Origin of the sequence: Gordonibacter faecis, from assembly GCF_030077735.1 — a bacterium.
Lineage (GTDB): Bacteria > Actinomycetota > Coriobacteriia > Coriobacteriales > Eggerthellaceae > Gordonibacter > Gordonibacter faecis.
The window spans coordinates 1-25,882 of the sequence record NZ_JASJEU010000001.1; the positions used below are offsets into that span (position 1 = coordinate 1).

The following is a 25,882-nucleotide window of genomic DNA, read 5'->3' on the forward strand; positions in this document are numbered from 1 at the left end:
CCACCCTTGTCTCTGCCACTGCATTTTCCCGGTGCAGTGTGCTTTCTCAAATCCTGGTCGGGGACAGCGCCATGTTTGCATCATACGACGGAGTGCTCTACTCCAAAGACTTGAAAACCCTGGTTGCTTGCCCCGCAGGTATCGGTGCCTCCATCGTGATTCCCACCGAGACAGAAACCATCGATAAGGATGCTCTTGCTGGCTGCAAAGACCTCGCATCCATCACCGCCCTGGGCAACATCCAAAAGATCGACCCCACTGCTTTCTCTGACGAAACCAAAGCAACAGCCGTCGTTGCTCTTTCGGGCCAGGACTTCAAAACTAGTAAAGCCGTATGGGAAGCGGCTGGGTTCCAAAACTTCGCTGAACCCGCCAAGCCCGGCGAAACCACAAACTCCGACACCAACGAAACCAGCGGCCTTACCTACACTCTGCTCGATGACTACACCCTCGCCGTCTCCTGGCAAAGCAAGGATGACCCTGAGGCGAACCTCGAAATCCCCACCTCCGCCGAGATCAACGGCGTCCCTTATCGCGTGAGCACCATCGCCGAAAACGCCTTCGCCAACCGAGGCTCACTCACGAGCGTAAAGCTCCCCTCAACCATCACCACCATCAACAACGCAGCCTTCGCCGGTTGCGCTAACCTCTCAACCATCGAGTCCCCCAACACCCTGAGCGCCATCGGTGTGCGAGCCTTCGAAGCAACCTCTCTCAAGGACATTTGGCTCCCTGCCAGCATCGAGTCCATTGACTCTCGTGCCTTCGCTTCATGCTCCGATCTAGAGCGCGTGGTAGCTCTCGGCACTCCCGAAGTAGCAAGCGATGCCATCGCTGGCTGCACCAACGTTTCGATTTACGTCCCCTCTGGCTCCGAAGACTCTTGGAACCCAGGCATACCCTCTCACAACAATCACCTTCTGCCTTATGGGGTGTCTCTGGCGAAAGAACCCCTCACCGTCGAAGCGGGTCAAGAAGCCAACCTCCTAGAAGGCGGCAACCTCCAAGCACCTGATTCCGTAGAAGTTTCCTACTCTTATGCGGCCACACCTTTGTCGGTTGATGCTGGTCGTGTAAGCGCCAAGAAAGCAGGCACCACCGATGTAACCGCCGTCCTCTCCTTGGACGGCGTAGAACTCACTCGCGCAACCCGCACCGTCGAAGTCTCCCCAAATCCAGAAGGAGAAGCCGACATCGCCATTCTCAACTCCGAAGTATCCCTACCTGCTGCCTATCTCGCTAACGCTCGCGAAACCCAACTCAATGTCACAGCTCCCGTTGGTGTCACCTTCGGCGAAGACACCCCCTACGACGTCGCGGATGCTAATCCTCCAGCATCCATGCAATCAACGGAGTACTTTCAGAACAACATGGATGTTCCTGTTTATCTTGCCCAGGTTGATTGCGTTAATCAAAATATTGGGAACGTTCTTGTGGGGAATACTGGTGCCACGACTCTTGTTGTGGATCAAAAGCTTTTCAGTCTCTATCCTGAAGGGGCCGAAGGAGAGGCAATGCATTTTGGGTGCGGTCTGGACATTAACACTGCGTCCCCCAATAATCCAAGTGCTTTTATCATACAGCCAGGTGTTAGATCTTCTTTTATCTTTCGCTTGAACCTCACCAACGACACAACCAAACTTGCCAATGCGAAGGTGCTAACAGGCGCTGCAAGCAAAAACATCGAGACGAAAAACCTTGCCTCCTTAATGTATACGTTTGAAACAGTGCCCCTTCTTGGTCTCGGATCCGGCAAGGTTGAGTCATCGCCCTTCTACCTGAAGGACAATACTACCGGTGAGGTGTACACGGCCGCAGAAGTCAAAACGCATGCTGATGCAATTGCAAGAGGTAATGAAACTATCAAAGCAGTATATAAAGCCTATATCGCTAATGAGTCTACTTATGAGTGCAAGACTGTGTGGGGTGATACCAAGTATGACGTCCGTATTATTGGTATCAATCACGATAAACTTGCAGAACCTGTGCCTGGTGGTCCTACTGTGGCTGGCCTTACTTTCCAGTTCAAAAACCTACTAAACACGCCCTCCGCGATAGGCCGTAACTGGAGCAATTCAGGCGCCTGGGGCTCCTCTATTCTGAGGGGGGATATGATCAGTGGAACGATCTGGGGAATGGTTCCTGTTGATCTTCAAAGCCAAATTGCGTTAGTCACGAAGTATTACAACGCGGCCTGGGGATCTAGCACCAAGTTGGCGGCGGTTAGCGACAAGCTTTTTCTTGCAGCTTATATCGAGTACACAGGGTCATTGTATAGCGAGTGGTCTATGTTTCCTAATGTTGCCGCTGAAGGTACACAGTATGAGTACTGGAAAGGCAAGGTGACCAGCAACTCTGGTAATAACTCAGCTTTAAGGAAAGGCTATCAGTCCAGTCCTTCATCATATGTAAACTGGTGGCAGCGTTCCATACATCCCAACAACTCTTCGGATTTTCTTTTCATTGGTGCAGGCGGTGTACCGGTCGGTTCCACTCAAGCACATAACGGCTCTGGTGTTTGCCCCTGTTTCTGCCTCTAATCCAGCATCCAGAATCTGCCGGGCCTTGTCCCGGCAGATTCCCCTCACTTCCTCACACCACTAGTTACTATTTCGCAGCCAACAAGCTGTAGGCCCAAAGAAAGGAACGTGTCAACCATGCAGAGCATGAGACATACCCTAAAGCCAAGCATCCGGCCCCTACTAGTTATGCTTTTGTTAGTTTTCTTGGCAGCTATGACGTCCATGCCTCAAGCAAAAGCTCTTGCAAGTACTGAAGACACTATGCTCAGTATTAACGTGAAGAATTCTTCAATCTATACCCTTACATTTGACAATAACGACGGCACAGAGCCTACTGTTACTGTTGATGTCCAATACTATAGAGTCCCAAAATCGGTGACACCTCCGACGCGAGATGGTTATACGTTTCAGGGTTATTTCGACAGCGTGACGGGAGGTGCCCAATATTACGATGCCAATGGGGTGGGTATCCATGTCTGGGATAAAGAATCAGATGCCACTCTTTACGCACACTGGGCTTTCCAAATTAACTGTTCTATTCCTACCTCTGCTGACATTGAGATTGACGCATCGGGAAAAAGTACCACAAGCACGAACCCCGAGTTCGTTTCTACCTCAAGTGCAGATCTGAGAGTAGCTGCCATAACCATCAATCAGGGTGCAAATGCTGCTTCGCTTTTTGCCAACAACGCTGTCCCTGATGGTGTGGGCATTCAACTGACACCCACCTCAAGTGGCTCGTCGGTGCGGGTGCCTCTTGTGACCTCGGCGGTTACCACTATTCCCAACAATGGTTGGACCATTCCTGCCGGAAGCATAGAGACGCCAACCAGGTTCGCAGTTGCTTTTGGCTTGGCGCTTCCAAGTGGGGCGCAACTTAACTACCAACCTGATAAGCCGGTTACTATTGCGAACCTTTCGTATGTGGTAGCACCTGGCTAGTATCTCCTAGAGGTTGAATCACCCACTCAAGCGGCCAGGACCACCCGCCTTGGCCGCACAAACCCAACAGGCGCGCTTTCCCATCACGGGCGCGCCTGTTGCGGTTGTTGGCTCTTCTCGTTCGCTTGTGCGAACTTGGGCAGGGGGATGATGGCGCCTAGGGCAGCGGCGGGGAGGAGGATTACCAGGGCTTTTACGGGGAAGCACATGAAGAGTAACAGGACCGTCATCAGGGGTTTTCTCATGACGGCGCCCATGAGGGCGGCGGTGCTCGCGCAGAGGGCGAAAACGGGGTCCACGCCGGTGAGGGTGGCCATGCCGTACCCGAGCGAGATGCCGGCGAAGATGACGGGGAAGAAGTGGCCGCCGCGCCAGCCGAAGCGGATGCAGAGGGGGGTCACGAATACTTTCACCAGGCCGGTGGCAATAAGCGTGAGGGCGCTGAGCGAGGTCCACATCTCGCCGAGTTGTTCGGCTTGGGTTTCGCCGGCGAACATGGTGAAGGGGAGTGCGATACCCGCCACGGCCAGCACGATGCCAGCGATGACGGCTTTAAGAACGGGCTTGTCGCCCATCTTGGTGGAGGCCTGCGCCAGCACGCTGTCAAACACGCAGTAGAGCCAGCCGCCCGCTGCACCCACCGCTGCGATGGGGAGCGCCCAGGCGAGTTCGTGCGTGCCCAGGTGCAGGTCGGTGAAGCGCGGCAGCGACAGGCCGCCGCCTCCGGTAAGAGCGCCCAGGCCCATAAACGCACCCAGCGCGCCTGCGATGGCGCAGAAATACACCACCACCTTTGACGTTTTCGGCAGCTCGATGGTTTGCGCGCCTTCCCCTTGGGGGCTGTCGCCCGTGAGGGGTGCGGCGAAGCCGAACAGCGGGGCAGTGAAGATGGCTGAGAGCGCGGCCATGGTGCCCACGGACGTGAGCTGCTGGAAGTCGGCGCCGAAGCGCTTCATGCGGTCGCCCACCCACGTGCAGATGCCGGCGATGGCGCCCGTGAGGCCCGCTTCCGGGCCAATGGACCCGCCGAAGAACAGCGGCAGGAGCGCCGCAATCGACATGGGCCCCAGGTCGTGGTAGTCGTAGCGGCCTTCTTTCTTTACCTTGCTCATGACGGTGTTGAGGTCTTCGGGATACGGCCCAAACCGCTTCGCAAACAGCCCGATGATGAGGCCACCCACCACGCACGCGGCCAGCGGAAAGTAGGGGCCGAAGTACGCGGGCAGTTTCTCCCAGAGAAACGTGATACCCAGGTTCATGACAAACAGCAACAGCCAGACGAAAGCGCCCGCAATGGCGCCCGTCGCAATGACCGAGATGACGAACAGCGTGCGGTTGGCAAGGGTGGTGGGTTTCACGGATGGGTCCTTTTAGTGCGCGGCGGGCAGGTCGCTCGCGGCGGGCAGGCCGTAGGCGCTCGTGGCGGTGAGTACGGCGCGTTCGATGGCTCCCTGCATGGCTTCGGTGGCAAGTATGGCAACGGCGTCAGGGGAGGCGTCCACTTCGCCCGAGGCGAACGTGAATATGGTGTCGCCGTCGTTTAGGGTGTGCACGGGCTTGATGGCGCGCGCGTAGGCGTCGTGCGTGGTGGAAGACACCTTTTTGGCCTGGGCTTTCGTGAGGCGTGCGTTTGTGAGCACCACGCCGATGGTGGTGTTGGTGCAAGGGGCTGTGCCCGCTTCCGCGCCCGCCCCGGCGCCCGCGCTCGCGAGCGCGGCAAACGCTTCCAGCGGCTCCATCACCTGGCCCGCGTCGTTGCGACAGCCGGCAATCCAGGTGCCATCTGCGCCGCGTACGGTGCCAAGAGCGTTCACGGCCACCAGGGCGCATGCTACCACCTCACCCATGCGCAGGCCACACACGCCAAAGCCCGCCTTCATGGCGCGCTCAGGCCCGAGAAGCTTGCCCACGCTCGCTCCCGTGCCGGCCCCCACGTTGCCTTCCGCAAGCACCGCGCCCGGGGCGGCGTCCAAGGCAGCGCGACATGCCGCTTGTCCCATCGCGGCATCGGGGTGTGCGTTTTCGCCCACCAATAGGTCAAACAGACACGCACCTACCACAATAGGCACGCGTGCGCCGCCCACTTCGAAACCAATGCCGCGCGTGGCCAGCTCTTCCATAACCCCCGTGGAAGCTGCCAGCCCAAAGGCGCTGCCGCCCGACAGCACCACGGCGTGCACAGCCTCAATCATGTTCTCGGGACGCAGCAGGTCGGTCTCGCGCGTGGCCGGGCCGCCGCCGCGCACGTCCACGCCGCACGTGGCACCCGCAGGCGCTACCACCACGGTGCACCCGGTACCGGCGTCGTTGTTGTGCGCGTGTCCGCAGTGGAAAGCGGATAGGTCGGTTAGAGAGGCAGTATGGAGCATATATTCCTCTTTTCTCAAGGGTTCGCTCTCCATTGTACACCGGGTCGAAAACATGCGTGCTTTCAGGGGTTACTTCTTCTGCTGTCCGCGTCCATTTCTCGCAAAAAGTTCCGAGCGAACGAATGTATCGTCTTGCATTACCTTGACCCTATGACTAGTATAAGCACTCCTTGGACGCGGTTCCCTCAGACGAGGAAGGGGGAACACCCATGCCCAGCTTTTTAGCAAAATCTTCATGCAATGGTCGTCGTCCGAGTCATCTGAGTGCACAGCGCCATTTTGACCGCCCCGACCTTATCACGCGGCTTTTGCGTGAGCGCCATGTAGCGCGTTTTTTGGTGGCGCCGGACGGATTCGGTAAGACGTCGCTTGTGGCGGAGTATGCCGACACGGTGTTTTCCTTTGAGCACACGTTCTGGATCAACGGTCGCAGCCCTTGTTTCTTGCGCGATTTGGATCGCGGGATCATTGCCTCGACACTGACCCAAATGGAGAGCGCTTCGTTTTTGGTGGTAGTGGAGGATGTGCCGCCGCTTGATGTCGTGCGCGCCACGGCGCTTTCAGATGCGTTCGATGAACTGTTGGAGCGCGGATGCGAAGTGATGGCCACCTGCACTCCCGCGTGCGACGCGTTCGCATCACTGCAGCACGATCGCATGAAGTTGACCCCCGCCGATCTTTTGCTCACCGATGCGGAAGTGGATACCGTGCGCGGCGCGGCCGACCGCACGGAGCGTCCCGCCGCCACCGTTCCCACCTGTGAGCGTGTGCCGGCTCTGCGGTGGGGTGCGGAAGCGGCCGCGTCGTTTGTGGCGGGCGCTCTGCGCGAAGAACTGCCGGCTGAAGTGATGCTTGCGATGACCACCGCGCTGGTGTTGTGCACAGGAACGTTCTCCGACATTGAAGTGTTTGGCCCGCTTGGAGAGGAAGTGGTGGCTCTGCTGGAAGCGGGTTATCCCTACCTTGGTATGGACGCGCGTCGCGAACGCTTCCATACGCCTAGCTTTCCAGTTGGCGCCCTTGCCGCTGCGGTGACGGGGAAGCTTGATGCGCTGGCGGAACATTCGCGCTTTGCCGACCGCGACGCTCTGGTGGCTCGGTGGGCGGATGCGCTGGTGGCGCGTGCGGAGTGCGAGCGGGCGTGTGCGCTTGTGGGGGCGCTCTGCACGCGTGAGGCGCGGGCGACGTGGCTGGCGGCGCGTTCGCGGGAGCTTATGGAATCGACGTGTGTGCTGCCAGCACATGAGTTGTACGGCTCGCTCGGGCGGCGCTCGCTTTCGGGCGATACGGTGCTTGAGCTGGGCGAAGTGGTGCGACTGGTGGTCCTCGGCGAAGAGACCACTGCGCTCAGTCGTGCGCGGCGCATCGCGTTTGATCTGGGTGTATCCGAAGGTGCCCGCGCAATTGCGGCCCTGGTGCTTGCCCGGCGCGCGCAGGGTACCACGCGCGACAAGGCGCTCGATGAACTTGAACGCATCGTGCGCTCAACCGAGGGAGGCCACGCAGCGGCGTTTGCGCCCACCGAGACGTTTTGGCGCCCGCTTGCTCTGGCGCAGCTTGCCCTAGAAGACGATCCTGCCGAACTTGCACAGGAGGGCACTACGTGGCGCGCGCGGGGAGCCGACGAAGGGGCGCTTGCCTTGGTGACTGCCTGGGTGATCACAGATGTGCTCGATCATCCGCGCGCGGCGGGCGCACACGCGCATGCCAAGGTGGACGTGGGTGAGCGAGTGGGTCGCTACGTTCGCGAACGCGTAACTCAGGCTGGCGGTGAATGCTGTGACCTGTTCACTGCCGCAGCGGGCCTTGCGCTTGAGCGGGCGCGCGAACGCGGTACCGTAACCCTGCGCAAGCCGCTCGGGGCGGCCGAGGTGCTTGCGCTGCATCGCGTCGAAATGGAGTTGTTCGCCCAGCGGAGGGCCTTTGAGCGCGCGGCGCGTGAGCGTATCGAGCGCCGCGCCGAGCGCGCCACCACGCTTCCCGATGCCTACCTGGACGGGCGCTACCTGCCCACGCGCACCCGCACCAACTCTGTAGCGCCGGTGCTCACGGTAAACCTGTTCGGCGGCTTGGATGTGCGCATAGGGGATGTACCGGTGGACCTCAACCGCTTCCGCCGCCACAAGGTGAAGACGCTGTTGGCCCTGCTCGTGCTCAACCGCGGGCGCGAATACCCGCGCGACAAGCTTGTGGCGGCGCTTTGGCCTGAAAGCGAACTGGACACGGCGCGCAAGAATTTCTACTCAATTTGGTCAATGTTGCGCCGCACGCTTTCGGCCGGGTCGGGCACGTGCCCCTACCTGGTGCGCCACCAAAACGGCTGCCGCTTGGATGAGCGCCTGTTGGTGAGCGACGTCGCGCGTTTCGACGCGGTGTGTCGCATGCTCCTGTTTGGCCAGCCGGGCTCCGAGGGCTGGGCGCAGCTCTACGCGGAAATAGACGACGCCTTCGCCGACGATCTTATGCCGAGCGAGGAAGATAACGAGATTATCGTGCAAGCCCGCGCCGATTGTCGCGTGCAGCTGGTCGATGCGCTGGTGGCTGCGGCCGAGCGCCTCGTGGCTGCCGATGACGCGCAGGAGGGCCTCTGGTTCGCCCGCGCCGCCCTCAAGCGCGACCGCACGCGCGAAGACGCTTACCTCGCCCTCATGCGTGCGCAAATAGCCGCAGGTCAACGCACCGCGGCGCTGGAAACCTACTTCTCCTGCCGACGTTTTCTTACGAACGAACTGGGCATCGACCCCTCGCTCGCTATCGTGGAGCTTTACCACAGCATCATCGAAACCGAAGAACTGTTGGAGTAGCGGCGCGTTTCACATGCCTTCCCAGCCGCTGTGTGAGGGGTGGTTGGGAAGGCGGGCGCCCTATGGATTTCCTTTGAGGTCAGACGCGTTATGCTAGAGTAGTAACTACTGTTCACAGTCAAGAAAAGGACGGCGCATTACATGGCAGGATTCCTATCCAAGCTGCTGACGCTCGGCGAGGGCAAGCAGCTGAAACACTACGAGGCCACCGCGCAGAAGATAAACAGCTTAGAACCGCAGATGCAGGCCAAATCCGACGAGGAATTGCGCGCGCTTACCGCCGCGTTTCGCGAGCGTGCTGAGGCGGGGGAGGACCTGAAAAGCCTGCTTCCCGAGGCGTTTGCCGCCGTGCGTGAGGCATCGGTGCGCACGCTGGGGCTGCGCCACTTCGACGTGCAGCTCATCGGCGGCATGGCCTTGAACGACGGCCAAATTGCAGAGATGAAAACCGGTGAAGGTAAAACGCTCGTGTCTACGCTGGCGGGCTACTTGAACGCGCTTTCGGGCGAGAACGTGCACATCGTCACGGTGAACGACTACCTGGCGCGGCGCGACAGCGAGTGGATGGGCCGCATCTACCGCTTCCTCGGCATGGAAGTAGGCCTCATCCAAAACGGCATGCGCCCGGACAAAAAGATTCCCGCCTATAAGGCTGACGTCACGTACGGTACGAACTCCGAGTTCGGTTTCGACTACCTGCGCGACAACATGGTTACGCGCGCGGATGCCCGCGTGCAGCGTGGCCACCACTTCGCCATCGTCGACGAGGTGGACTCCATCCTCATTGACGAAGCGCGCACCCCGCTCATCATTTCGGGCGCGGGCACGCAGGCGGCCGAGACGTACAACAAGTTCGCGCGCGTCATGCCGGGTCTTACAATTGAAGAAGACTTCGACATGGACGAGGCGAAGAAAACCATCAACGCAACCGAAAGCGGTCTGGAAAAGATTGAGGCCATGCTGGGCATCGACGACATCTACGCCGACCCGTCCGGCCAACTGGCGAACCACTTGCAGCAGGCGTTGAAGGCGCAGTTTTTGTTCCATCGCGACGTGGACTACGTCGTGGTGAACGGGGAAGTGAAAATTGTTGACGAGTTCACGGGCCGCATCATGGAAGGCCGGCGCTACTCCGAGGGCCTTCACCAGGCGCTTGAGGCTAAAGAGCACGTGCTCGTGCGCGAAGAGAACCAGACGCTTGCCACTATCACGCTGCAAAACTACTTCCGTCTGTACGAGAAGCTCTCGGGCATGACCGGTACGGCTATGACCGAAGACGCCGAGTTCCGCGAGATTTACAAGCTGCCGGTGGTGGCTATTCCGCCGAACCGCCCGGTGGCGCGTAAGGATGAAAACGACCTGATCTACCGCACGGTGGACGCGAAGTTCAACGCGGTGGCTGACGACGTGGCCGAGCGCCACGCAGCGGGGCAGCCCTGCCTTATTGGTACGGTGTCCATTGAAAGTTCCGAGAAGCTGTCGCGTCTGCTGGACAAGCGCGGCATTCGCCATGAGACGCTGAACGCGAAGAACCATGAGCGCGAGGCGCATATTATTGCGCAGGCGGGTCGCGTGGGGGCGGTCACCATCGCCACGAACATGGCGGGTCGTGGTACCGACATCCTGCTTGGCGGCAACCCCGACGTGCTGGCTGACGACGTGCTGCGCGAGCGCGGCTATGACCCTGAGTTGGAGGAAGGCGCCGAGGTGGAAGAGGGCCACGCGCCCGCACCTTCGGCAGAAGAGCGCGCCGCCGCCCTTAAAGAGGCGAAACGCGTGTGTGCTGAGGAACACGACGCCGTCATTCAGGCCGGCGGCCTCACGGTTATTGGCACCGAGCGCCACGAGTCGCGCCGTATCGACAACCAGCTGCGCGGTCGTGCCGGCCGTCAGGGCGACCCGGGCACCACGCAGTTCTATCTGTCGCTGGAAGACGACCTCATGCGCCTGTTTGGTGGCAACCGCATGGATTCCATCGCGCGCATGATGGAAAAGACTGACATGCCTGATGACATGCCTATTCAGGCGGGCATGGTGTCCAAGGCCATCGAGAGCGCTCAGCGCCAGGTGGAAAGCATGCACTTCGCCGCGCGTAAAAACGTGCTGGAATATGACGACGTCATGAACCTGCAGCGCGCCGCTATCTACGGCGAGCGCAACGCCATTCTCGACGGCAAGGACATGTCCGAGCGCATTCCTGAAATTGTGCAGGAGGCCGCCGAGGCCATTGTTGCCGAGAACTGCCCGGACAAGACGGCCAGTGACGACTGGGATGTGCGTGCCATTGAAACCTGGGCGGCGAACATGACAGGCCGCGAGGACTTTAAGGTGGACGCGCTCGACCACGACGACGACCCGGCGCTGGTATCTGAGGGCCTGGTGGAGTACCTGGAGGCGGTCTACAACGAGAAGGCTCAGATCCTCGGCGAGGTTATGAAGACACTTGAGGCGCAGGTCATGCTCCGCATCATCGACACGCGTTGGATGGCCCACCTCTCCGAGATGGACTACCTCAAAGCGGGCATTGGTCTGCGCGCGTTCGGTCAGCGTGACCCGCTTGTGGAATACAAAAACGAGGCCTATAACGCCTTCCAAAACCTCACGGCGTCCATGTATGAGGACTACCTGCGCACGCTGCTGCGCCTGCAAATTGCAGTGCAGCAGGCCCCGCAGCTGGAAGAAGAGAAGAGCCCGCTTGACGGCAAGGTGAGTTATTCGGCTCCTGAGCAGGCACTTGAGCAGACGGGTGTGGGTGCGGTGCGCAACGAGGTTGCCGCCCAGTCCGCCGCCACCGGTAACGCGGCCCCGCCACCGAAGCCCGCTCCCGCCAAGGCGCAGACCTATGAGAAGGATAAGGACGACCCCTTCGCCAACGTAGGCCGCAACGACCCCTGCCCCTGCGGCTCAGGTTTGAAGTACAAAAAGTGTCACGGCAAGAATCAATAGGTTGAACATGGCTGATACTAACGACAAAGACCTGGAGCAGTTGGCTGCGCGCGTGGCTGATGCGCGGGGGTTTTTGCATATCGATGACAAGGTGGCCGAGCTTGCGCGGCTCGACGAGGAAACGGCGGCGCCCGGGTTTTGGGACGACGCGGCCCATGCTTCGTCCGTGTCGAAGCAGGCGTCGAACTTGCGCGAGACCATCCGCGAATACGACGAGGCGGCCGCCCTTCTGGAAGATGCTCGCGCGGCGCTTGAGCTGGCGGACGAAGACGAAGCGTTTGCCGAGGAAGCCGAGGCGGCCCTTGAGCGCTTGGGCGTGCTGCTTGACGGCCTGGAAGTGACCTCGTGGTTCTCCGATCGCTTCGATTCCGGCGACGCCATTCTCACGGTAAACCCCGGCTCGGGTGGCCTGGAGGCACAGGACTGGACGGACATGCTCTACCGCATGTATGTGCGCTACGCCGAGAAAAAGGACTGGAAGGTTACCATTCTTGATGTGGTGCCCGGCGAGGGCATTGGGCTTGATAAGGCTACCATTCAGGTGGAAGGCCGCAACGCCTACGGCATGCTGAAGAGCGAAAACGGCGTGCACCGCCTCGTGCGTATCTCGCCGACCGACGACAAGAAGCGCCGCCACACCACGTTTGCTGGCGTGGAAGTGCTGCCTGTGCTGCCGGAGGACATTGAGGTGGACCTCAACCCCGCCGACGTGCGCGTGGACGTGTATCGCTCAAGCGGTCCGGGCGGCCAGTGCGTGAACACCACCGACTCGGCCGTGCGCCTCACGCACCTTCCCACCGGTATTGTGGTTACCTGCCAAAACGAGAAGTCTCAGCTCCAAAACAAGGAAGCCGCCTTCCGCGTGCTGCGCGCCAAGCTCTACGAGGTGGAAGAGCAAAAGCGCCAGGAGGAACTGGCCCAGCTGCGCGGCGAGCGCCGTGACAACACGTTCGGCAGCCAAATTCGCAACTATGTGCTGTACCCCTACCAAATGGTGAAGGATGTGCGCAGCGGTATTGAAACGGGAAATGTCGAGGCAGTTCTCGATGGTGACCTGGAAGAATTCGTGATAGGCTACCACAAGTGGCGAGTTTCTCAATAGGGAAGGACGAAAGCATGGCTGAGCTTGAACGGCGCGCGAATGAAATGCGGGTCGACATTGTGCGCATGATAGCGGAGGCGGGCAGCGGGCACCCGGGTGGGTCGCTGTCATGTACCGACATTCTGTGCGCGCTGTATTTTGGCGGAGTCATGGAGCATGATCCGGCGAACCCCACATGGGAGGGGCGTGACCGCTTCATCCTGGCGAAGGGCCATGCGGCGCCGGCGCTGTACGCGGTGCTCGCGCAGGCGGGCTACTTCCCGCGCGAGGAATTGCTCACGTTGCGCAAGCTGGGTAGCCGGCTGCAGGGCCACCCTGATTCGAACCAGTTGCCGGGTGTGGAAGTGTCCACCGGTTCGCTCGGTCAGGGCCTGTCCATCGCCGCGGGTGCGGCGGCTGGGCTGAAGCTTGAAGGCGCGCCGCAGGCGGTGTTTACGCTGCTTGGTGATGGTGAATGCCAGGAAGGCCAGGTGTGGGAGGCAGCCATGTTCGCGGCGCACCGCGGCTTGGACAACCTGGTGGCCATCGTTGACCGCAACGGCCTGCAGATTGACGGCCGCACGAGTGATGTGTGCGATCCGGGGGACGTGGCTGCAAAGTTCACCGCTTTCGGCTGGGACGCCCGCGAGGTGGACGGGCACGATATTCCCGCGCTCGTGGAGGCGCTTTCGGCGGCCAAGGCCGACCGGACGGGCACGCCGCACGTGCTGGTGGCGCGCACCATCAAAGGCAAGGGCGTGCCGTTTATGGAAGATCAGGCAGGGTGGCACGGCAAGGCTCCCAACGCCGAACAGCTTGAAGAGGCACTGGCCGCGCTCGCGGCGGACGCAGGGAAGGAGGCCTAGCCGTGGTTAAGCTTGCAGACGAGGCTCAGGCTCAGGTGAAAAAAGCAACGCGTGCGGCCTTTGGCGTGACGCTGGCGGAGTTGGCCCAAGAAGGCGTGCCGGTGGTGGCCGTGGACGCCGATCTCACGGGTTCCACCACCACGAAGAAGTTCGCCGACGCAGGGTTCGCCGATCGCCTGTTCAACTGCGGCATTGCCGAGCAGAATATGATAGACGTGGCCGCTGGCCTGGCCATTACGGGCCACGTGGCGTTCACGGGTTCCTTCGCCGTGTTCGGCACGGGGCGCGCTTACGACCAGATTCGCAACACGGTGTGCTACTCCAACTTGGACGTGAAGGTGGCGCCGACGCACGCCGGCATTTCCGTTGGCCCTGATGGTGGAAGTCATCAGATGCTCGAAGACGTGTCGCTCATGCGCGGTCTGCCGAATATGCGCGTGCTCGTGCCGGCTGACTACGCCGCCGCCCGCGCTGCGCTGCGTCTGGCCGCCGCCACGCCGGGTCCGGTGTATGTGCGCATGGGACGCGCCTCGGTGCCGTGTGTGTACGCCGACGACGTGGAGCTTGAGGTGGGCCGCGCCTACGTACTGCGCGAAGGCACGGATGCCACCATCATCGCTTGCGGCGTGGAGGTTGAGCAGGCGCTCAAGGCGGCCGAACAGCTAGCGGCCGAGGGTATTTCCGCGGAAGTGATTGACGCCTTCTCCGTGAAGCCACTCGATGAGGCAACCATCACTGCATCGGTGGCCAAGACTGGCTGCGCCGTGGTGGCCGAAGAGCACAGCGTGATGGGTGGCTTGGGCTCGGCCGTTGCCGAGACGCTTGCGCGCACGCATCCGGCTCCCGTAGAGTTCGTGGGCATGCGCGATGCCTTCGGCAAGTCGGGCGAGTTCGAAGAGCTGTTAAGCTATTTCAACCTGGATGCGAAGGCGATTGTCGAAGCTGTGAAGAACGCCATGGCGCGAAAGTAAGTCTGATAGAATCTAGCCCGTCTCAGCACATCACCACAAGAACGGAGCACTCTGTGACGAACGTTCCCAGCCAAGGGGGATCCGCGCGCCAAGCTGGCCGCAGCGGCGCCCATGCGGCTCATTCCCGGCAAGCGACCACGCAACTTTCCGCGTCGCTGCCCGTTTTGGAGGTAGACGATATACCTCAGCAGGCGGGCACACCGGTTATCACGTTTGACCACGTGACGAAGGTGTATCCGGCCCAGCCTAACAAGCCGGCACTCAACGATATTACGCTGCAAATTTATGCGGGTGAGTTTATCTTTCTCGTGGGCCACTCCGGTTCCGGCAAGTCCACATTCATTCGCATGCTCATCCGCGAGGTGAAGCCCACGCAGGGTCATATCTATGTGGCGGACGAAGACCTCACCAGCATGCGCAACTGGCGCGTGCCGTATCTGCGCCGCAACATCGGCTGCGTGTTCCAGGACTTCAAGCTGTTGCCGAACAAGACGGTGTTTGAAAACGTCGCGTTCGCGCTTGAGGTTATTGGCAAGTCGCGCCACGTTATTAAGACGCAGGTGCCGGAGGTATTGCGCCTGGTGGGCTTGCAGGACAAGCTCAACAAGCGTCCCGACCAACTCTCCGGTGGCGAACAGCAGCGCGTGTCCATTGCGCGTGCTATCGTGAACCGCCCGCCGCTTCTGGTGTGTGACGAGCCCACCGGTAACTTGGACCCCCAAACCTCGCGCGGCATCATGGACTTGCTCGAGCGCATTAACCGCACCGGCACCACGGTGCTGGTGGCTACGCACGACCGCGAGATGGTGGACAACATGCGTCGTCGCGTTATCGCGCTCGACCGCGGGCATCTGACTCGCGATCAGGACCGGGGGGTGTACGGCTTCGATGTCTAGTTTCGTGTACTTCCTCAAGGAGTCCCTCACGGGCTTCACGCGCAACCTGTCCACGGCCTTGGGCTCCATTGTTACCATTTTCCTGTCGCTGCTGATCATCGGCGTGTTTTTGGTGGGCGGCATCATCGTGGAGAACATTGTGTCGTCGGTGGAAAGCGAAGTGTCCATCACAGCTTACGTGGCCGACGATGCTTCCGATGCCGACATCAAGGCGGTTCAGAGCTACATCGAGGGGCTTGAAGGCGTGGCTTCGGTGGGCTTTACCACCAAGGATCAGGCGCTTGAGAACTTCCGCTCCACGTCGAACTCCGACATCATCGACTCGCTCGACGGACAAAACCCGCTGCCGCGCTCTATTGATGTGGAGCTGTCCGACCCGCAGCTGGTGGAGCAGGTGGCCTCGGCCATCGAAAGCGACGCCACGTATCGCGAGATCACGGACAACCCGACCGACCCGGCCGAAGCACTCAAGTATGGTCAGAAGACCGTTGAGAACCTCTTCTCGGTGACGAACTACGTGCGCTACATTGGTATCGCGCTCATCGCGCTCCTTATCTTCATCGCCATGGTGTTTATCAACAACACCATCCGCCTGGCCATTTTGGCGCGCCGCAAGGAGATTGCCATCATGCGCCTGGTGGGTGCGTCGAACGGCTTTATCCGCGGGCCCTTCCTTATGGAAGGCGCGCTGCACGCCATTATTGGCTCGCTGTTGGCGGTGGGGGTGCTGGAGCTTCTGCGCAATGTGGCTTTGCCGCAACTGCAGAGCGCGCTGCAATTCCTGTCGTTTAACGTGGGGCTGGACACCTTCCTGCTTATCTACGGTGGTCTTGTTCTGGCTGGCCTGATCATCGGTCTGCTGGGCTCGGCTCTGGCCATGCGCCGCTACTTGAAGGTGTAAGCAGGGCTTAAGCGGTATGGCGAAGCACACGGACAGGCTTGAGGCGGCTTCCGCGCATAAGGCGCGGCTCCGCAACCAGCGCCTCGCGCGCAGTTTTGCGCTGGTCATTTGCGTGTGCGTTGCCTTTGTTGCCGGCTTCTTTGTGCGTGGCGATGCGCCGTTGCTGGAGTCGCTCGGCTTTGGCCCGGTGCTGGAAGCCACAGGCGCTCCCGTGGGGCCGGCGTCGGGCAAGGACAAAACCACGTACAACTCGCTGTCGGCCCGCGTGTCAGAAGTGGAAGATGCGCTGGCTAACGACAGCTTGGATTCCTACGACCTCGATGCCGCCACCGACAGCGTGCTTGATGCCTTCTCCGATGTCACACAAGACGCCTACCTGCGCTACTACGATCCGGCGCGCTATTCTTCGCTGGTGGGAGATAGCTCCGGCAGCTATGCGGGCATTGGCGTTCTGTTCTCCGAGTACAACGGGCTTGCCTACGTAGTTGATGTGTTCGACGGCTCGTCGGCGCAGGCCGCGGGCGTGCGCGTGGGCGACTTCGTGGTGGCCGTTGACGGCGACCGAGGTCAGGAATGGTCCATGAACGAGGTGACGAGTGCGCTCGATCGTGGCGAAGGTGAAAGCGTCGTGGTAACGTGGCGCCGCCCCGCAACGCTTGAGGCCGAAGGTGGCGAGGAATTCACTACAACGCTTACGTGCTCCACGTATGACGTGAAGAACGTCACGACCGAGCTTGACGACAAGGTGGGCTACATCAAGCTGCGTCAGCTTACGCAGAACTCTTCCTCGTTGGTGAAGCAAGCGGTGGGCGAGTTGGCCTCGCAGGGGGCGCTCTCCTTCGTACTGGATATTCGCGATAACCCGGGTGGTTTCCTTACGCAGGCCGTGGATGTGGCCAGCCTCTTTGTGAAGAGTGGCACCATCGTGCAGATTGAAACCAAAGATGGTAAGAGTGCGAAATCGGCTACGGGTTCGGTAGCTACTGACAAGCCTTTGGTGGTGCTGGTGAACGAAAACACGGCCGCGGCCGCCGAGGTACTGGCTGTCGCTTTGCAGGAGAGTCAGCGTGCCACACTGGTGGGCACGTCTACGCTCGGGAAAGGCTCAGTGCAGGTGGTGCGCGACTTGAGCTTCGGCGGGGCGCTGCGTTACACGGCGGCCTACTATCTGAGCCCGCAGGGTCGCCAGATCAATGGCGTGGGTGTGGCGCCTAATATCACCATTGGCCTCGCTGGTGAGGCTGCCGGCGACAGTCAGAAGAGCCTCGCTCTGGAAACCGCTCAATCCCTCGTGCAGGAGTAGCCTCATGCCGCGCACGCGGTCGCATACGCGCCGCCGTCCTCGCAGCAATCCCCGTGGCGTACTGTCCGTGCGCTCTGGTAGTTTCGGCTTTGTGGAAACGGCCGAAGGGGGCTTCTTCGTGCCCGCCGCCAAAATGGGGGGCGCGTTCGACGGCGACCTCGTGGAGGTGGCCCCGCTTCCCCCACGTGGATCGGGTAAACAGCCGCATCAGGGCGGCTCATCCGATGACCAGCCTGCGGCGCGTGTGGTGCGCGTGCTCGACCGTGCGCATGACTCACTGGTGGGGCGCTACGAAGTGGCGGAACCTTTCGGCGTGGTAGTCCCTGAGGACACGCGCATTCCCTACGACATTTTTACGATGCGCGCTGATTTTCCGCACGTGCCTGATGGAGCGCTTGTGCGTGTGCGCGTGACGGAGTTTCCTACGCGCAATACGGCGGCCATGGGTATCATTGAAGAAGTTCTAGGAATGGCGGATGACGCGCGCGTCTCGGTTGACGTTATTGTGGCGCGCCACAAGCTGGAAACCTCGTTTTCCGACGCGGCGTTGGCGGAGGCGCGTGCGGCGGAACTCGATGAAACGGGGGCGCTGGCCAGTGAGTATCGCGACCTTCGTGAGCGCTTCACGTTTACTATTGATCCGGCCGATGCGCGGGACTTTGACGATGCGGTGTCTTTGGAAGCGATTTCAACCTGCGAGAGCGCGACTGCTGCCGGAGATGCTCAGTCGCTCAAACAGTCCTGCTCGCACGAAACGTCCACTGGACGTTTCGGCTCGTGCGGAACTCGCTTGGTGAGCACCTCCGACAACAGCCGCTCTGGGTTGAATAGTTTCTCTTCTGAGGGTGAGGGTTCAACCTCAGAGTACATTCCTGAGTCGGTCTGCGTCGTGGATAAGAGGGGGATGGGGGCTGCTCGGTGGCGGTTGGGGGTGCATATTGCGGATGTTTCGCACTACGTGCCGTGGAATTCATCGCTTGACCTTGATGCGCGGCGGCGGGCTACCAGTGTGTATCTTGTTGACCGGGTTATCCCTATGTTGCCGGAGGAATTGTCGGGCGATTTGTGTTCGTTGAAGCCTGGTGAGGTGCGGCGCACCATAACGGCTGATCTTTACTTGGATGAGCGGGCTCAGCTGGTGGGGTACGACTTGTATCCGGCGCTTATTCGTTCTTCTGCGCGGCTTTCTTATGATGAGGCGCAGAAGATGATTGATTCGCGCTCTGACACCGCCGATCTGCCCGGAGGAGCCCAGTCGCTCAGACAGTCCTGCTCGCACGGACAGTCCACTGGACTGTCCGGCTCATGGGGTGCGGCGCCGCGAAGCGAAGCGGAGCAAGTCCCCGAAGGGGAAACTCGCTTTGTGGACACCTCCGAGCAGATCGGCTCCAAGGGGGGTTCGGAGCTTGGCAAGGAACTTTCTTGGCGGTTGAAGGAGCTTTCTCGTATTGCTCGGGCGCGGGCTGCGGCTCGGGAGGGTGCGGGAGGGCTTGACTTTGATACGGTGGAGGCGCGGGTGCGGCTGGATGGTGAGGGGCATCCGGTGGGGATTGACTTGCGCCGCAAGACCGATGCTACGTCGCTCATTGAAGAGGCGATGATCCTGGCGAACGAGACGGTGGCGGCGCATTTGCGGGATGCGAAGTTTCCCAGCTTGTTTCGCGTGCATGAGCAGCCGGCGGCTGACAATTTGGCGGCGCTTATTCCCGTGTTCCAGGAGTTCCCGTGGTTCAAGGACGTGGATCAGAACAGGTTCGTGGCGGGGGATGCGCAGGTGTTGCAGAAAGTGCTGGCGGCGAGTGCGGGGCGGCCGGAGGGTGAGTTGGTGTCCTCGCTTCTGCTGCGCTCTATGAAGCGCGCGGTGTATCGGCCGGTTTGTGAGCCGCACTATGGGCTTGCGAGTGCGGCGTATACGCATTTCACATCTCCTATCAGGCGCTATCCTGACCTTGTGGTGCATCGGATGCTGAAGGCGCAGCTGACGAAGCGCTCTGAAACGTATTCGCAGGAGGTTTCCTCCCTTCCTTGGATTGCTGAGCATTCCTCCGACATGGAGCGTGTGGCCGAGAAGGCGGCGCGCGAGTCGCAGGAGCTCAAGATCATTGAGTACCTGGAGGCCTTTGTGGGGCAGCGGTTCTCAGCGGTGGTGTCGGGCGTAGCAACGTATGGGCTGTACGTGCGCCTTGACAATACGGCGGAGGGGCTGGTGCCGGTGCGCTATTTGGGCGAAGAATACTTTGCGTTCGACGCGGTGCAGCATCGGTTGACGGGGCAGGAGACGGGGCGCTCGTTTCGCCTGGGACAGCGGCTTGCCGTGGTGCTGACGAACGCTGATACGCGTGCGCGTCGGCTTGATTTTCGCCTGGCGAATGACGAGGCATGATGCAGGTGCCGCATGCAGAAGCGTGAGAGAGAGCAACGGGGGGAGGACGTCGTGGGGAAAACTGAAATGCCCCCGGTAGCAGTGCAGCGGCGTGAGCAGCTTGATGAGCTGTTGTCCGGCACGTTCAACTCCATTTTGCGCATTGAAGAGCGCTCACTCGACAACCGACTGACGCACGGGCTCACCATCACCGAGGTCCACACCATCGTGGCCGTGGGCCTGCATGAGCGCAACCCCATGACCGTGGTAGCCGCCCGCCTCGGCGTCACGCTGGCCACGCTCACCACGGCGGTGAATAAACTGGCGAAGAAGGGCTTCATCGAGCGCTCGCGCTCCGAAGACGACCGTCGCGTGGTGCTGGTGTCGCTCACCAAGAAGGGCCGCCAGGTGCTGCGCGCCCATAATCTGTTCCATCATCAAATGATTGACGAGGCTCTGGCCGACCTCACCGACGAAGAAGAGCGCGTGTTTGCCGATGCGCTTGTCAAGGTGAAGGCGTTTTTCGACGCTCAAGAATAGGCCTGTGTGCGTATGCGCGGTTCGTGCATCGCGGTTCGCGTGAGGCGCGTCGGCGCAGAAATCGTGGAGGGCGCAGCGCGGGTCTTGTCGGCGAGGCAACGTGCCCGTATCATTACCCGTAGAGAAATACTTTGATTATCAAACTAATTTGGAACGAAAGGGAACATCATGGCTACCATTGATACCGTGAAAGAAGTGCTCGTTGAGAACCTCGACCTCGACGCTGATGCCATCACCGAGGACGCCACGCTGGAGTCGCTTGGCATTGACTCGCTCGACATGGTTGAACTTATCTGCGACCTCGAGGAAAAGTGCGACGTTGAATTCGGCGAGCCCGAGGGTATCGAGACCATCGGCCAGCTGGTTGCGCACATCGACTCGCTGTAACAGAGGGTTGGAGGGGCCCCGATCAGGGGCCTCACGTTTTTGAGAGGGAGAAGCATGGGCATGAATACGCGAGTAACCGAACTGTTGGGCATTGAGGTGCCCGTCATCCAAGGCGCCATGGCGCGCATCGCCAACGCAAGCCTGGCGGGTGCGGTGAGCGAGGCGGGTGGTCTCGGCATCATCGCGTGCGGCGGCGCGCCGCTCGACTGGGTGGAAGAGCAGGTGCGCATCGCCCGTTCACTCACCGATAAACCCATCGGTGCGAACGTCATGCTCATGGATCCGAACGCGGCCGAGCTGGCCGAACTGTTGGTGAAGCTGCGCGTGGATGTGATTACTACAGGTGCGGGCAGCCCGGCGAACTATCTTCCGATGTGGAAGGAAGCGGGCATCAAGGTGGTGCCGGTGGTGGCTTCAAGTGCGCTCGCAGCGCGTATGGAGCGCCTTGGCGCGGACGCCGTGGTGGCCGAAGGCACCGAGGCGGGCGGCCACATTGGTGAACTCACCACGATGGCGCTTATCCCGGCGGTGTGCGACGCGGTGTCTATCCCAGTCATTGCCGCAGGTGGTATTGCTGATGGGCGCGGAATGGCTGCCGCCTTTGCGCTGGGCGCAGAGGGCGTGCAGGTGGGTACGCGCTTCCTCACGGTGGACGAGTGCACTATCGCTGACGCATACAAGGAGAAGGTGCTTTCCGCGAAGGATGCCGACACCATTGTTACCGGGCGCGGCAGTGGGCATCCGGTGCGCTGCCTCAAGAACAAGTTTGCGCGTAAGGTGCGCTCGCTTGAGGGCAACGTGGCTGCGAACGGTGACGAGTTGGAGGCCATGTATGTGGGCTCCTTGCGTCGCGCGGTTGAGGGCGACGTGGATAATGGCGCCATGATGGCGGGGCAGTCGGCGGCATTGGTGCGGGCGCGCGGGACGGCTGCTGAGGTGATTGCGCAGATGGTGGGTGAGGCGCAGGCATTAGGAGCGCTGGATTTGAGTGCGATGGCGGCTGCGAATGCTCGGCGCGAGCGGGCTTTGTAGGAAGGGTTTTTGATGGCTGAATTTCAACCTGGGGGAGGGCTGGGTGGCAGTGCCCAGTCGCTCGGCAGTCCTGACTCGCACGAAACGTCCACTGGACGTTTCGGCTCGTGCGGAACTCGCTTGGTGGACACCGCCGCCCAGCCCTGTGGGGGGTTGCTAGAGAAAACGGAGCAAGACTCTGAAGGGGAGGCTCGCTTGGCTGATTCCGCTGTCCAGCCCGGTTCAGGGGCGCTTCCTTTTGCCATTCCTGCTGGTGCTCCGGTGTTTTTGTGCTCGGGGCAGGGGGCGCAGAGGCCTGGCATGGGGGCGGACCTTTTGGACGTGCCTGAAGTGGCTGGCGTCTTTGAATGCGCTTCTGATGTGTTGGGGTTTGATGTGGCTGACCTTGTGTTGCATGCGGACGCTGGCACGTTGAATGATACGCGGAATGCACAGCCGGCGTTGTGTGTGCTGACGGTAGCCATTGCTCGGGCGCTCATGGCGCGGGGGGTGGAGCCGGCGGCGGTGCTGGGGTTCTCTCTTGGGCAGGTGAGCGCGCTCGCTCTTTCGGGCATGCTTTCTGACGAGGACACCTTTGCCTTCGTGAAGGCGCGCGCCGAACTTATGGCTGAGGCGGCTGCCGAACATCCGGGGGTGATGAGTGCGCTTTTGAAGGCTGATGAGGAAAGCATTATTACCCTCTGCGAAGAATGTGCGCAGGGGGACGTTCTCGTGCCGGCGAACTTTAACTGTCCGGGGCAGATTGTTATTGCGGGAACACCGGCGGCGGTTGAGCGCGCCGAGGCGGCCTGGGCTGAGGTGGGGAAGCGCTCTTCGCGTTTGGCCACGTCTGGCGCCTTCCACAGTCCGCTCATGGCATCGGCTGCTGAGGGGATGGCTGCTTATTTGGCCAATGTTGCGTTTGCTGAGGCGCGTATTCCGCTTGTGTGCAACGTTACGGCTGCTCCGCTTTCCGCTGATGAGGCGCGTGAGAGCCTGGTGCAGCACCTCACGCATCCGGTGCGCTTTCAGCAGAGCGTTGAGGCGCTTGGTGCGGCGGGGGCTCACACGTTCGTTGAAGTGGGCTTCGGCGGCGTTTTGACGAACCTGGTGAAGCGCATCGACAAGGCAGCGACGCGCGTTTGTGTGCAGGATCGCGCGAGTTTCGATGCCTTCCTTTCCGATTCTGAATAGGAGTTTTGCCTGTATGACCGAGAATACCGAAACCCTGCGTCGCAGCGCGGTTATCACTGGCTCGAGCCGCGGCATTGGGCGTGCGGTGGCTGAGAAGCTGGCCGCCGCTGGGTACGATGTGTGCGTGAACTGCTCGAGCGAGCGCGGGCTTGCCGATGCGCAGGCGCTGGCCGACGAACTGGCTTCCGCTCATGGGGTGCGCGCCATCGCGAAGGCGGCGAACGTGGCCGATGCGGCTGAGGCGCAGGCGCTGATCGACGCGGCACACGAGGCGTTCGGCCGTATTGACGTGCTGGTGAACAACGCGGGCATCACGCGCGATGGCCTGGCCGTACGCATGAAAGAAGAGGACTTCGACGCGGTGATTAACGTCAACCTCAAGGGCACGTTCAACTGCTGCAAGGCGGCGGCGCAGCGTATGATGAAGCAGCGCTACGGGCGCATCGTGAACATGGCGAGCGTGGTGGGCGTGTCCGGCAATGCGGGGCAGGCGAACTACGCGGCTTCGAAGGCGGGCGTCATCGGCCTCACGAAGTCGCTTGCGCGCGAGTTGGCCGCTCGCAACATCACAGTGAACGCGGTGGCGCCGGGCTTTATTGCCACCGACATGACCGACGAACTGTCCGACAAGCAGCGCAACGCCATCGCTGAGCGCATTGCGGCGCGTCGCTTTGGTGAACCGGAAGAGGTGGCGGCGCTTGTGCGATTCTTGGCAAGTTCGGGGTCTGGCTACATTACCGGCCAGGTGATCTGCATTGATGGGGGGATGGCGCTATGAATGAGAACGTGAACGCGGCCACGCGCCGCGCGGACGGTACGCATCGCGTGGTAATCACGGGCATGGGCGCGGTGTCGCCCGCCGGTGTGGGCGTGCAGGCGCTCTGGGACGCGGTCATGGGGCGCACGTGCTGCATTGGTCCGGTGACGCGCTTCGACACGACGGACTACGACGTGCACATCGCCGCCGAAGTACGCGATTTTGATGCGACCGAGCACGGCCTCTCCAAGAAGGAGGCGCGCCGTTTCGAGCGCTTCGTGCAGTACGCCATTGTGGCTTCCGACGAGGCGCTTGCTCAGTCAGGGCTCAATTTGGAAGCTGAAGACACCACGCGCATTGCGTGTGTGTTTGGCACCGGCATCGGTGGCATCGACGAGTTGCAGAGTGGCTTCTTTACGCTGGCCGAGAAGGGGCCGAAGCGTGTGAGTCCGCTGTTCATCCCTACGATGATTGGCAATATTGCGGCGGGGAGCCTCTCCATTCGCTACGGGCTGCGCGGCGAGTGTCTGAACGTGGTGACGGCGTGCGCTACCGGAGCGCACTCTATTGGCACGGCGGTGCGCGATATTCGCCATGGCTATATTGATGCGGCGCTGGCGGGCGGTTCGGAGGAATCGGTGTCGCCTATCTGCCTTGCGGGTTTTGCGAACTTGGGTGCGCTTTCGAAGGAAGAAGACCCTACGCAGGCGTCGTTGCCGTTCGACGTGCGGCGCGCGGGCTTTGTGGCGGGCGAAGGTGCGGGCGCGGTGGTGCTTGAGTCGCTGGAGCACGCGCTGGCGCGCGGAGCGAACATCCTGGCCGAGATCACGGGCTTTGGTTCGACGGGCGATGCTTACCACATGACGGCGCCTGAGCCCTCGGGCGAAGGCGTGGTGCGGGCGATGCGCCAGGCGCTTGCCGAAGGGGGCTTCACGCCTGATGACCTGGGGCATTTGAATGCGCACGGCACGGGGACGCCGGCAAACGACGCCACCGAGTCCAAGGCGCTGTTGGCGCTCTGCGGCGACGAGGCGGGGCGCGCGGTGCCGGTGACCTCGGTGAAGGGTACGACGGGGCATACGCTCGGCGCGGCGGGGGCTATTGAGGCTATTGTGACGGCGCTTGCCGTGGCGAACGAGTGCGTGCCGCCGACCTGCGGATTTGCGGAGGCGGATCCGGAGTGTCCGGTGAACGTGGTGATCGAGGCTAAGATGGGGTATCCGCAGAAGGTGGCTTTGTCGAACTCTTTGGGCTTCGGCGGACACAACGCGTCGTTGGCGATTTCGCCGTATTGCGCTTAGGGCAACCTGCGGGACGCGCGGCACGGGGTAATGCCCAGTCGCTCAGACAGTCCTCGCTTCGCTGCGGAACTCGCTTTGTGGACATCACCCCGTACCGCGCTGGCCGAAGTTGAGAATTCGCCTTTGGGTGTTGCCGCTTGGGATGACAACCGAGGGCGCTGCGGGTTCACCGTAGGGCAAGGGCTCTGCCCTTGCCGCCAACTGCCGTTGACCCACTGGTTCGTTGGGAGGCGGGCGACGCATTGAATGAGAAGGAGAACCACTGTGGACATAACGTATCCTTGTGGGAGAGAGGTTGTTGAGGCGGTTTTGCCGCATCGGGAGCCGTTTTGTTGGGTGAGCCGCGTGGTGGCGTGTGAGCCGGGGGTTGAGGTGACGGCGGAGCTTGACGTTGATCCTTCGCTTCCCCTGTTTACGGGGCATTTTCCGGGGCATCCGGTGCTGCCGGGGGTCATCATTATGGAGGCGTTGGCGCAGGCAGCCTCGTTCTGCATTCTGGTGGAGCGCGGCGCGGAAGGATCCATCGGCTTTCTCACGGGCATTGATGGCGCGAAGTTTCGCCGCCAGGTGGAGCCGGGGGAGACGCTCACGCTCAAGGGGCGCATAGTGAAGTCCTCGTCGCGTTTGTGCGTGGCCGAGGTGGAGGCGAGCGTTGAGGGCGCGGTGTGTGCCACGGCGACGCAGAAGTATGTGCTGGCGAAGGCGGAGGCCTAGGCAGTCGACAGGCGT

20 protein-coding genes are annotated in these 25,882 nt (G+C 61.2%); 18 read left to right on the plus strand and 2 right to left on the minus strand.

All coding sequences use genetic code 11. From position 1 onward, the window contains the following. Together QNJ86_RS00005 and QNJ86_RS00010 are read left to right on the plus strand one after the other, a co-directional pair. Positions 1-2,540 (plus strand): leucine-rich repeat protein (locus tag QNJ86_RS00005; protein ID WP_283830511.1); only part of this gene is annotated, 2,540 nt, incomplete at its 5' end. 117 nt (positions 2,541-2,657) lie between these two features. Then, positions 2,658-3,464, plus strand: a complete 807-nt coding sequence (locus QNJ86_RS00010) for an InlB B-repeat-containing protein (RefSeq protein WP_283830512.1) — start codon at positions 2,658-2,660, stop codon at positions 3,462-3,464. A gap of 83 nt (positions 3,465-3,547) precedes the next feature. On the opposite strand, the gene QNJ86_RS00015 is transcribed toward QNJ86_RS00010, so the two are convergent. Both QNJ86_RS00015 and QNJ86_RS00020 read right to left on the minus strand, forming a co-directional pair. Beyond that, on the minus strand, positions 3,548-4,822 hold the full coding sequence (locus tag QNJ86_RS00015) for a chloride channel protein (RefSeq protein ID WP_283830513.1): 1,275 nt from the start codon (positions 4,820-4,822) through the stop codon (positions 3,548-3,550). A 12-nt stretch (positions 4,823-4,834) separates the two neighbouring features. Continuing rightward, positions 4,835-5,833 carry a P1 family peptidase gene (locus tag QNJ86_RS00020; RefSeq protein WP_283830514.1) on the minus strand — a complete coding sequence of 333 codons (999 nt, stop codon included), beginning with the start codon at positions 5,831-5,833 and terminating at the stop codon, positions 4,835-4,837. A 209-nt stretch (positions 5,834-6,042) separates the two neighbouring features. Here QNJ86_RS00020 and QNJ86_RS00025 point away from each other — a divergent pair, with 209 nt between their 5' ends. The 16 genes from QNJ86_RS00025 (at position 6,043) to fabZ (ending at position 25,867) form a co-directional block, all read left to right on the plus strand. Next, positions 6,043-8,637: an AfsR/SARP family transcriptional regulator gene (locus tag QNJ86_RS00025; protein ID WP_283830515.1), complete on the plus strand. Its 2,595-nt coding sequence runs from the start codon at positions 6,043-6,045 to the stop codon at positions 8,635-8,637. 141 nt (positions 8,638-8,778) lie between these two features. After that, positions 8,779-11,583 (plus strand): preprotein translocase subunit SecA, encoded by a 2,805-nt coding sequence (secA, locus tag QNJ86_RS00030; RefSeq protein ID WP_283830516.1) that lies wholly within the window; start codon positions 8,779-8,781, stop codon positions 11,581-11,583. A gap of 7 nt (positions 11,584-11,590) precedes the next feature. Beyond that, positions 11,591-12,685 carry a peptide chain release factor 2 gene (gene prfB / locus QNJ86_RS00035; protein WP_283830517.1) on the plus strand — a complete coding sequence of 365 codons (1,095 nt, stop codon included), beginning with the start codon at positions 11,591-11,593 and terminating at the stop codon, positions 12,683-12,685. 14 nt (positions 12,686-12,699) lie between these two features. Continuing rightward, positions 12,700-13,530, plus strand: coding sequence for a transketolase (locus QNJ86_RS00040; protein ID WP_283830518.1), 831 nt, complete (start codon positions 12,700-12,702; stop codon positions 13,528-13,530). A 2-nt stretch (positions 13,531-13,532) separates the two neighbouring features. After that, positions 13,533-14,501 carry a transketolase family protein gene (locus QNJ86_RS00045; protein WP_283830519.1) on the plus strand — a complete coding sequence of 323 codons (969 nt, stop codon included), beginning with the start codon at positions 13,533-13,535 and terminating at the stop codon, positions 14,499-14,501. 53 nt (positions 14,502-14,554) lie between these two features. Then, a complete protein-coding gene (ftsE, locus tag QNJ86_RS00050; RefSeq protein ID WP_283830520.1) occupies positions 14,555-15,397 on the plus strand; it encodes a cell division ATP-binding protein FtsE in 843 nt (280 codons plus the stop codon). Then, entirely contained in the window at positions 15,390-16,298 is a 909-nt protein-coding gene (gene ftsX / locus QNJ86_RS00055; protein WP_283830521.1) for a permease-like cell division protein FtsX, read from the plus strand. The genes ftsE and ftsX overlap by 8 nt, the downstream gene beginning before the upstream one ends. 16 nt (positions 16,299-16,314) lie before the next feature. Further along, positions 16,315-17,601, plus strand: a complete 1,287-nt coding sequence (locus QNJ86_RS00060; protein ID WP_283830522.1) for a S41 family peptidase — start codon at positions 16,315-16,317, stop codon at positions 17,599-17,601. A 4-nt stretch (positions 17,602-17,605) separates the two neighbouring features. Beyond that, on the plus strand, positions 17,606-19,984 hold the full coding sequence (locus QNJ86_RS00065; protein ID WP_283830523.1) for a ribonuclease R family protein: 2,379 nt from the start codon (positions 17,606-17,608) through the stop codon (positions 19,982-19,984). Between the two features lie 66 nt (positions 19,985-20,050). After that, entirely contained in the window at positions 20,051-20,503 is a 453-nt protein-coding gene (locus tag QNJ86_RS00070; protein WP_290994574.1) for a MarR family winged helix-turn-helix transcriptional regulator, read from the plus strand. 168 nt (positions 20,504-20,671) lie between these two features. Further along, on the plus strand, positions 20,672-20,890 hold the full coding sequence (locus QNJ86_RS00075; RefSeq protein ID WP_283830525.1) for an acyl carrier protein: 219 nt from the start codon (positions 20,672-20,674) through the stop codon (positions 20,888-20,890). A gap of 54 nt (positions 20,891-20,944) precedes the next feature. After that, positions 20,945-21,922: a nitronate monooxygenase gene (locus tag QNJ86_RS00080; RefSeq protein WP_283830526.1), complete on the plus strand. Its 978-nt coding sequence runs from the start codon at positions 20,945-20,947 to the stop codon at positions 21,920-21,922. Positions 21,923-21,934: 12 nt separating this feature from the next. Beyond that, on the plus strand, positions 21,935-23,095 hold the full coding sequence (locus QNJ86_RS00085; RefSeq protein ID WP_283830527.1) for an ACP S-malonyltransferase: 1,161 nt from the start codon (positions 21,935-21,937) through the stop codon (positions 23,093-23,095). Between the two features lie 13 nt (positions 23,096-23,108). Further along, positions 23,109-23,873: a 3-oxoacyl-[acyl-carrier-protein] reductase gene (gene fabG / locus QNJ86_RS00090; protein ID WP_283830528.1), complete on the plus strand. Its 765-nt coding sequence runs from the start codon at positions 23,109-23,111 to the stop codon at positions 23,871-23,873. Then, positions 23,870-25,153: a beta-ketoacyl-ACP synthase II gene (gene fabF / locus QNJ86_RS00095; RefSeq protein ID WP_283830529.1), complete on the plus strand. Its 1,284-nt coding sequence runs from the start codon at positions 23,870-23,872 to the stop codon at positions 25,151-25,153. The genes fabG and fabF overlap by 4 nt, the downstream gene beginning before the upstream one ends. A gap of 264 nt (positions 25,154-25,417) precedes the next feature. Further along, entirely contained in the window at positions 25,418-25,867 is a 450-nt protein-coding gene (gene fabZ, locus QNJ86_RS00100; protein WP_283830530.1) for a 3-hydroxyacyl-ACP dehydratase FabZ, read from the plus strand. Positions 25,868-25,882: the final 15 nt, after the last annotated feature.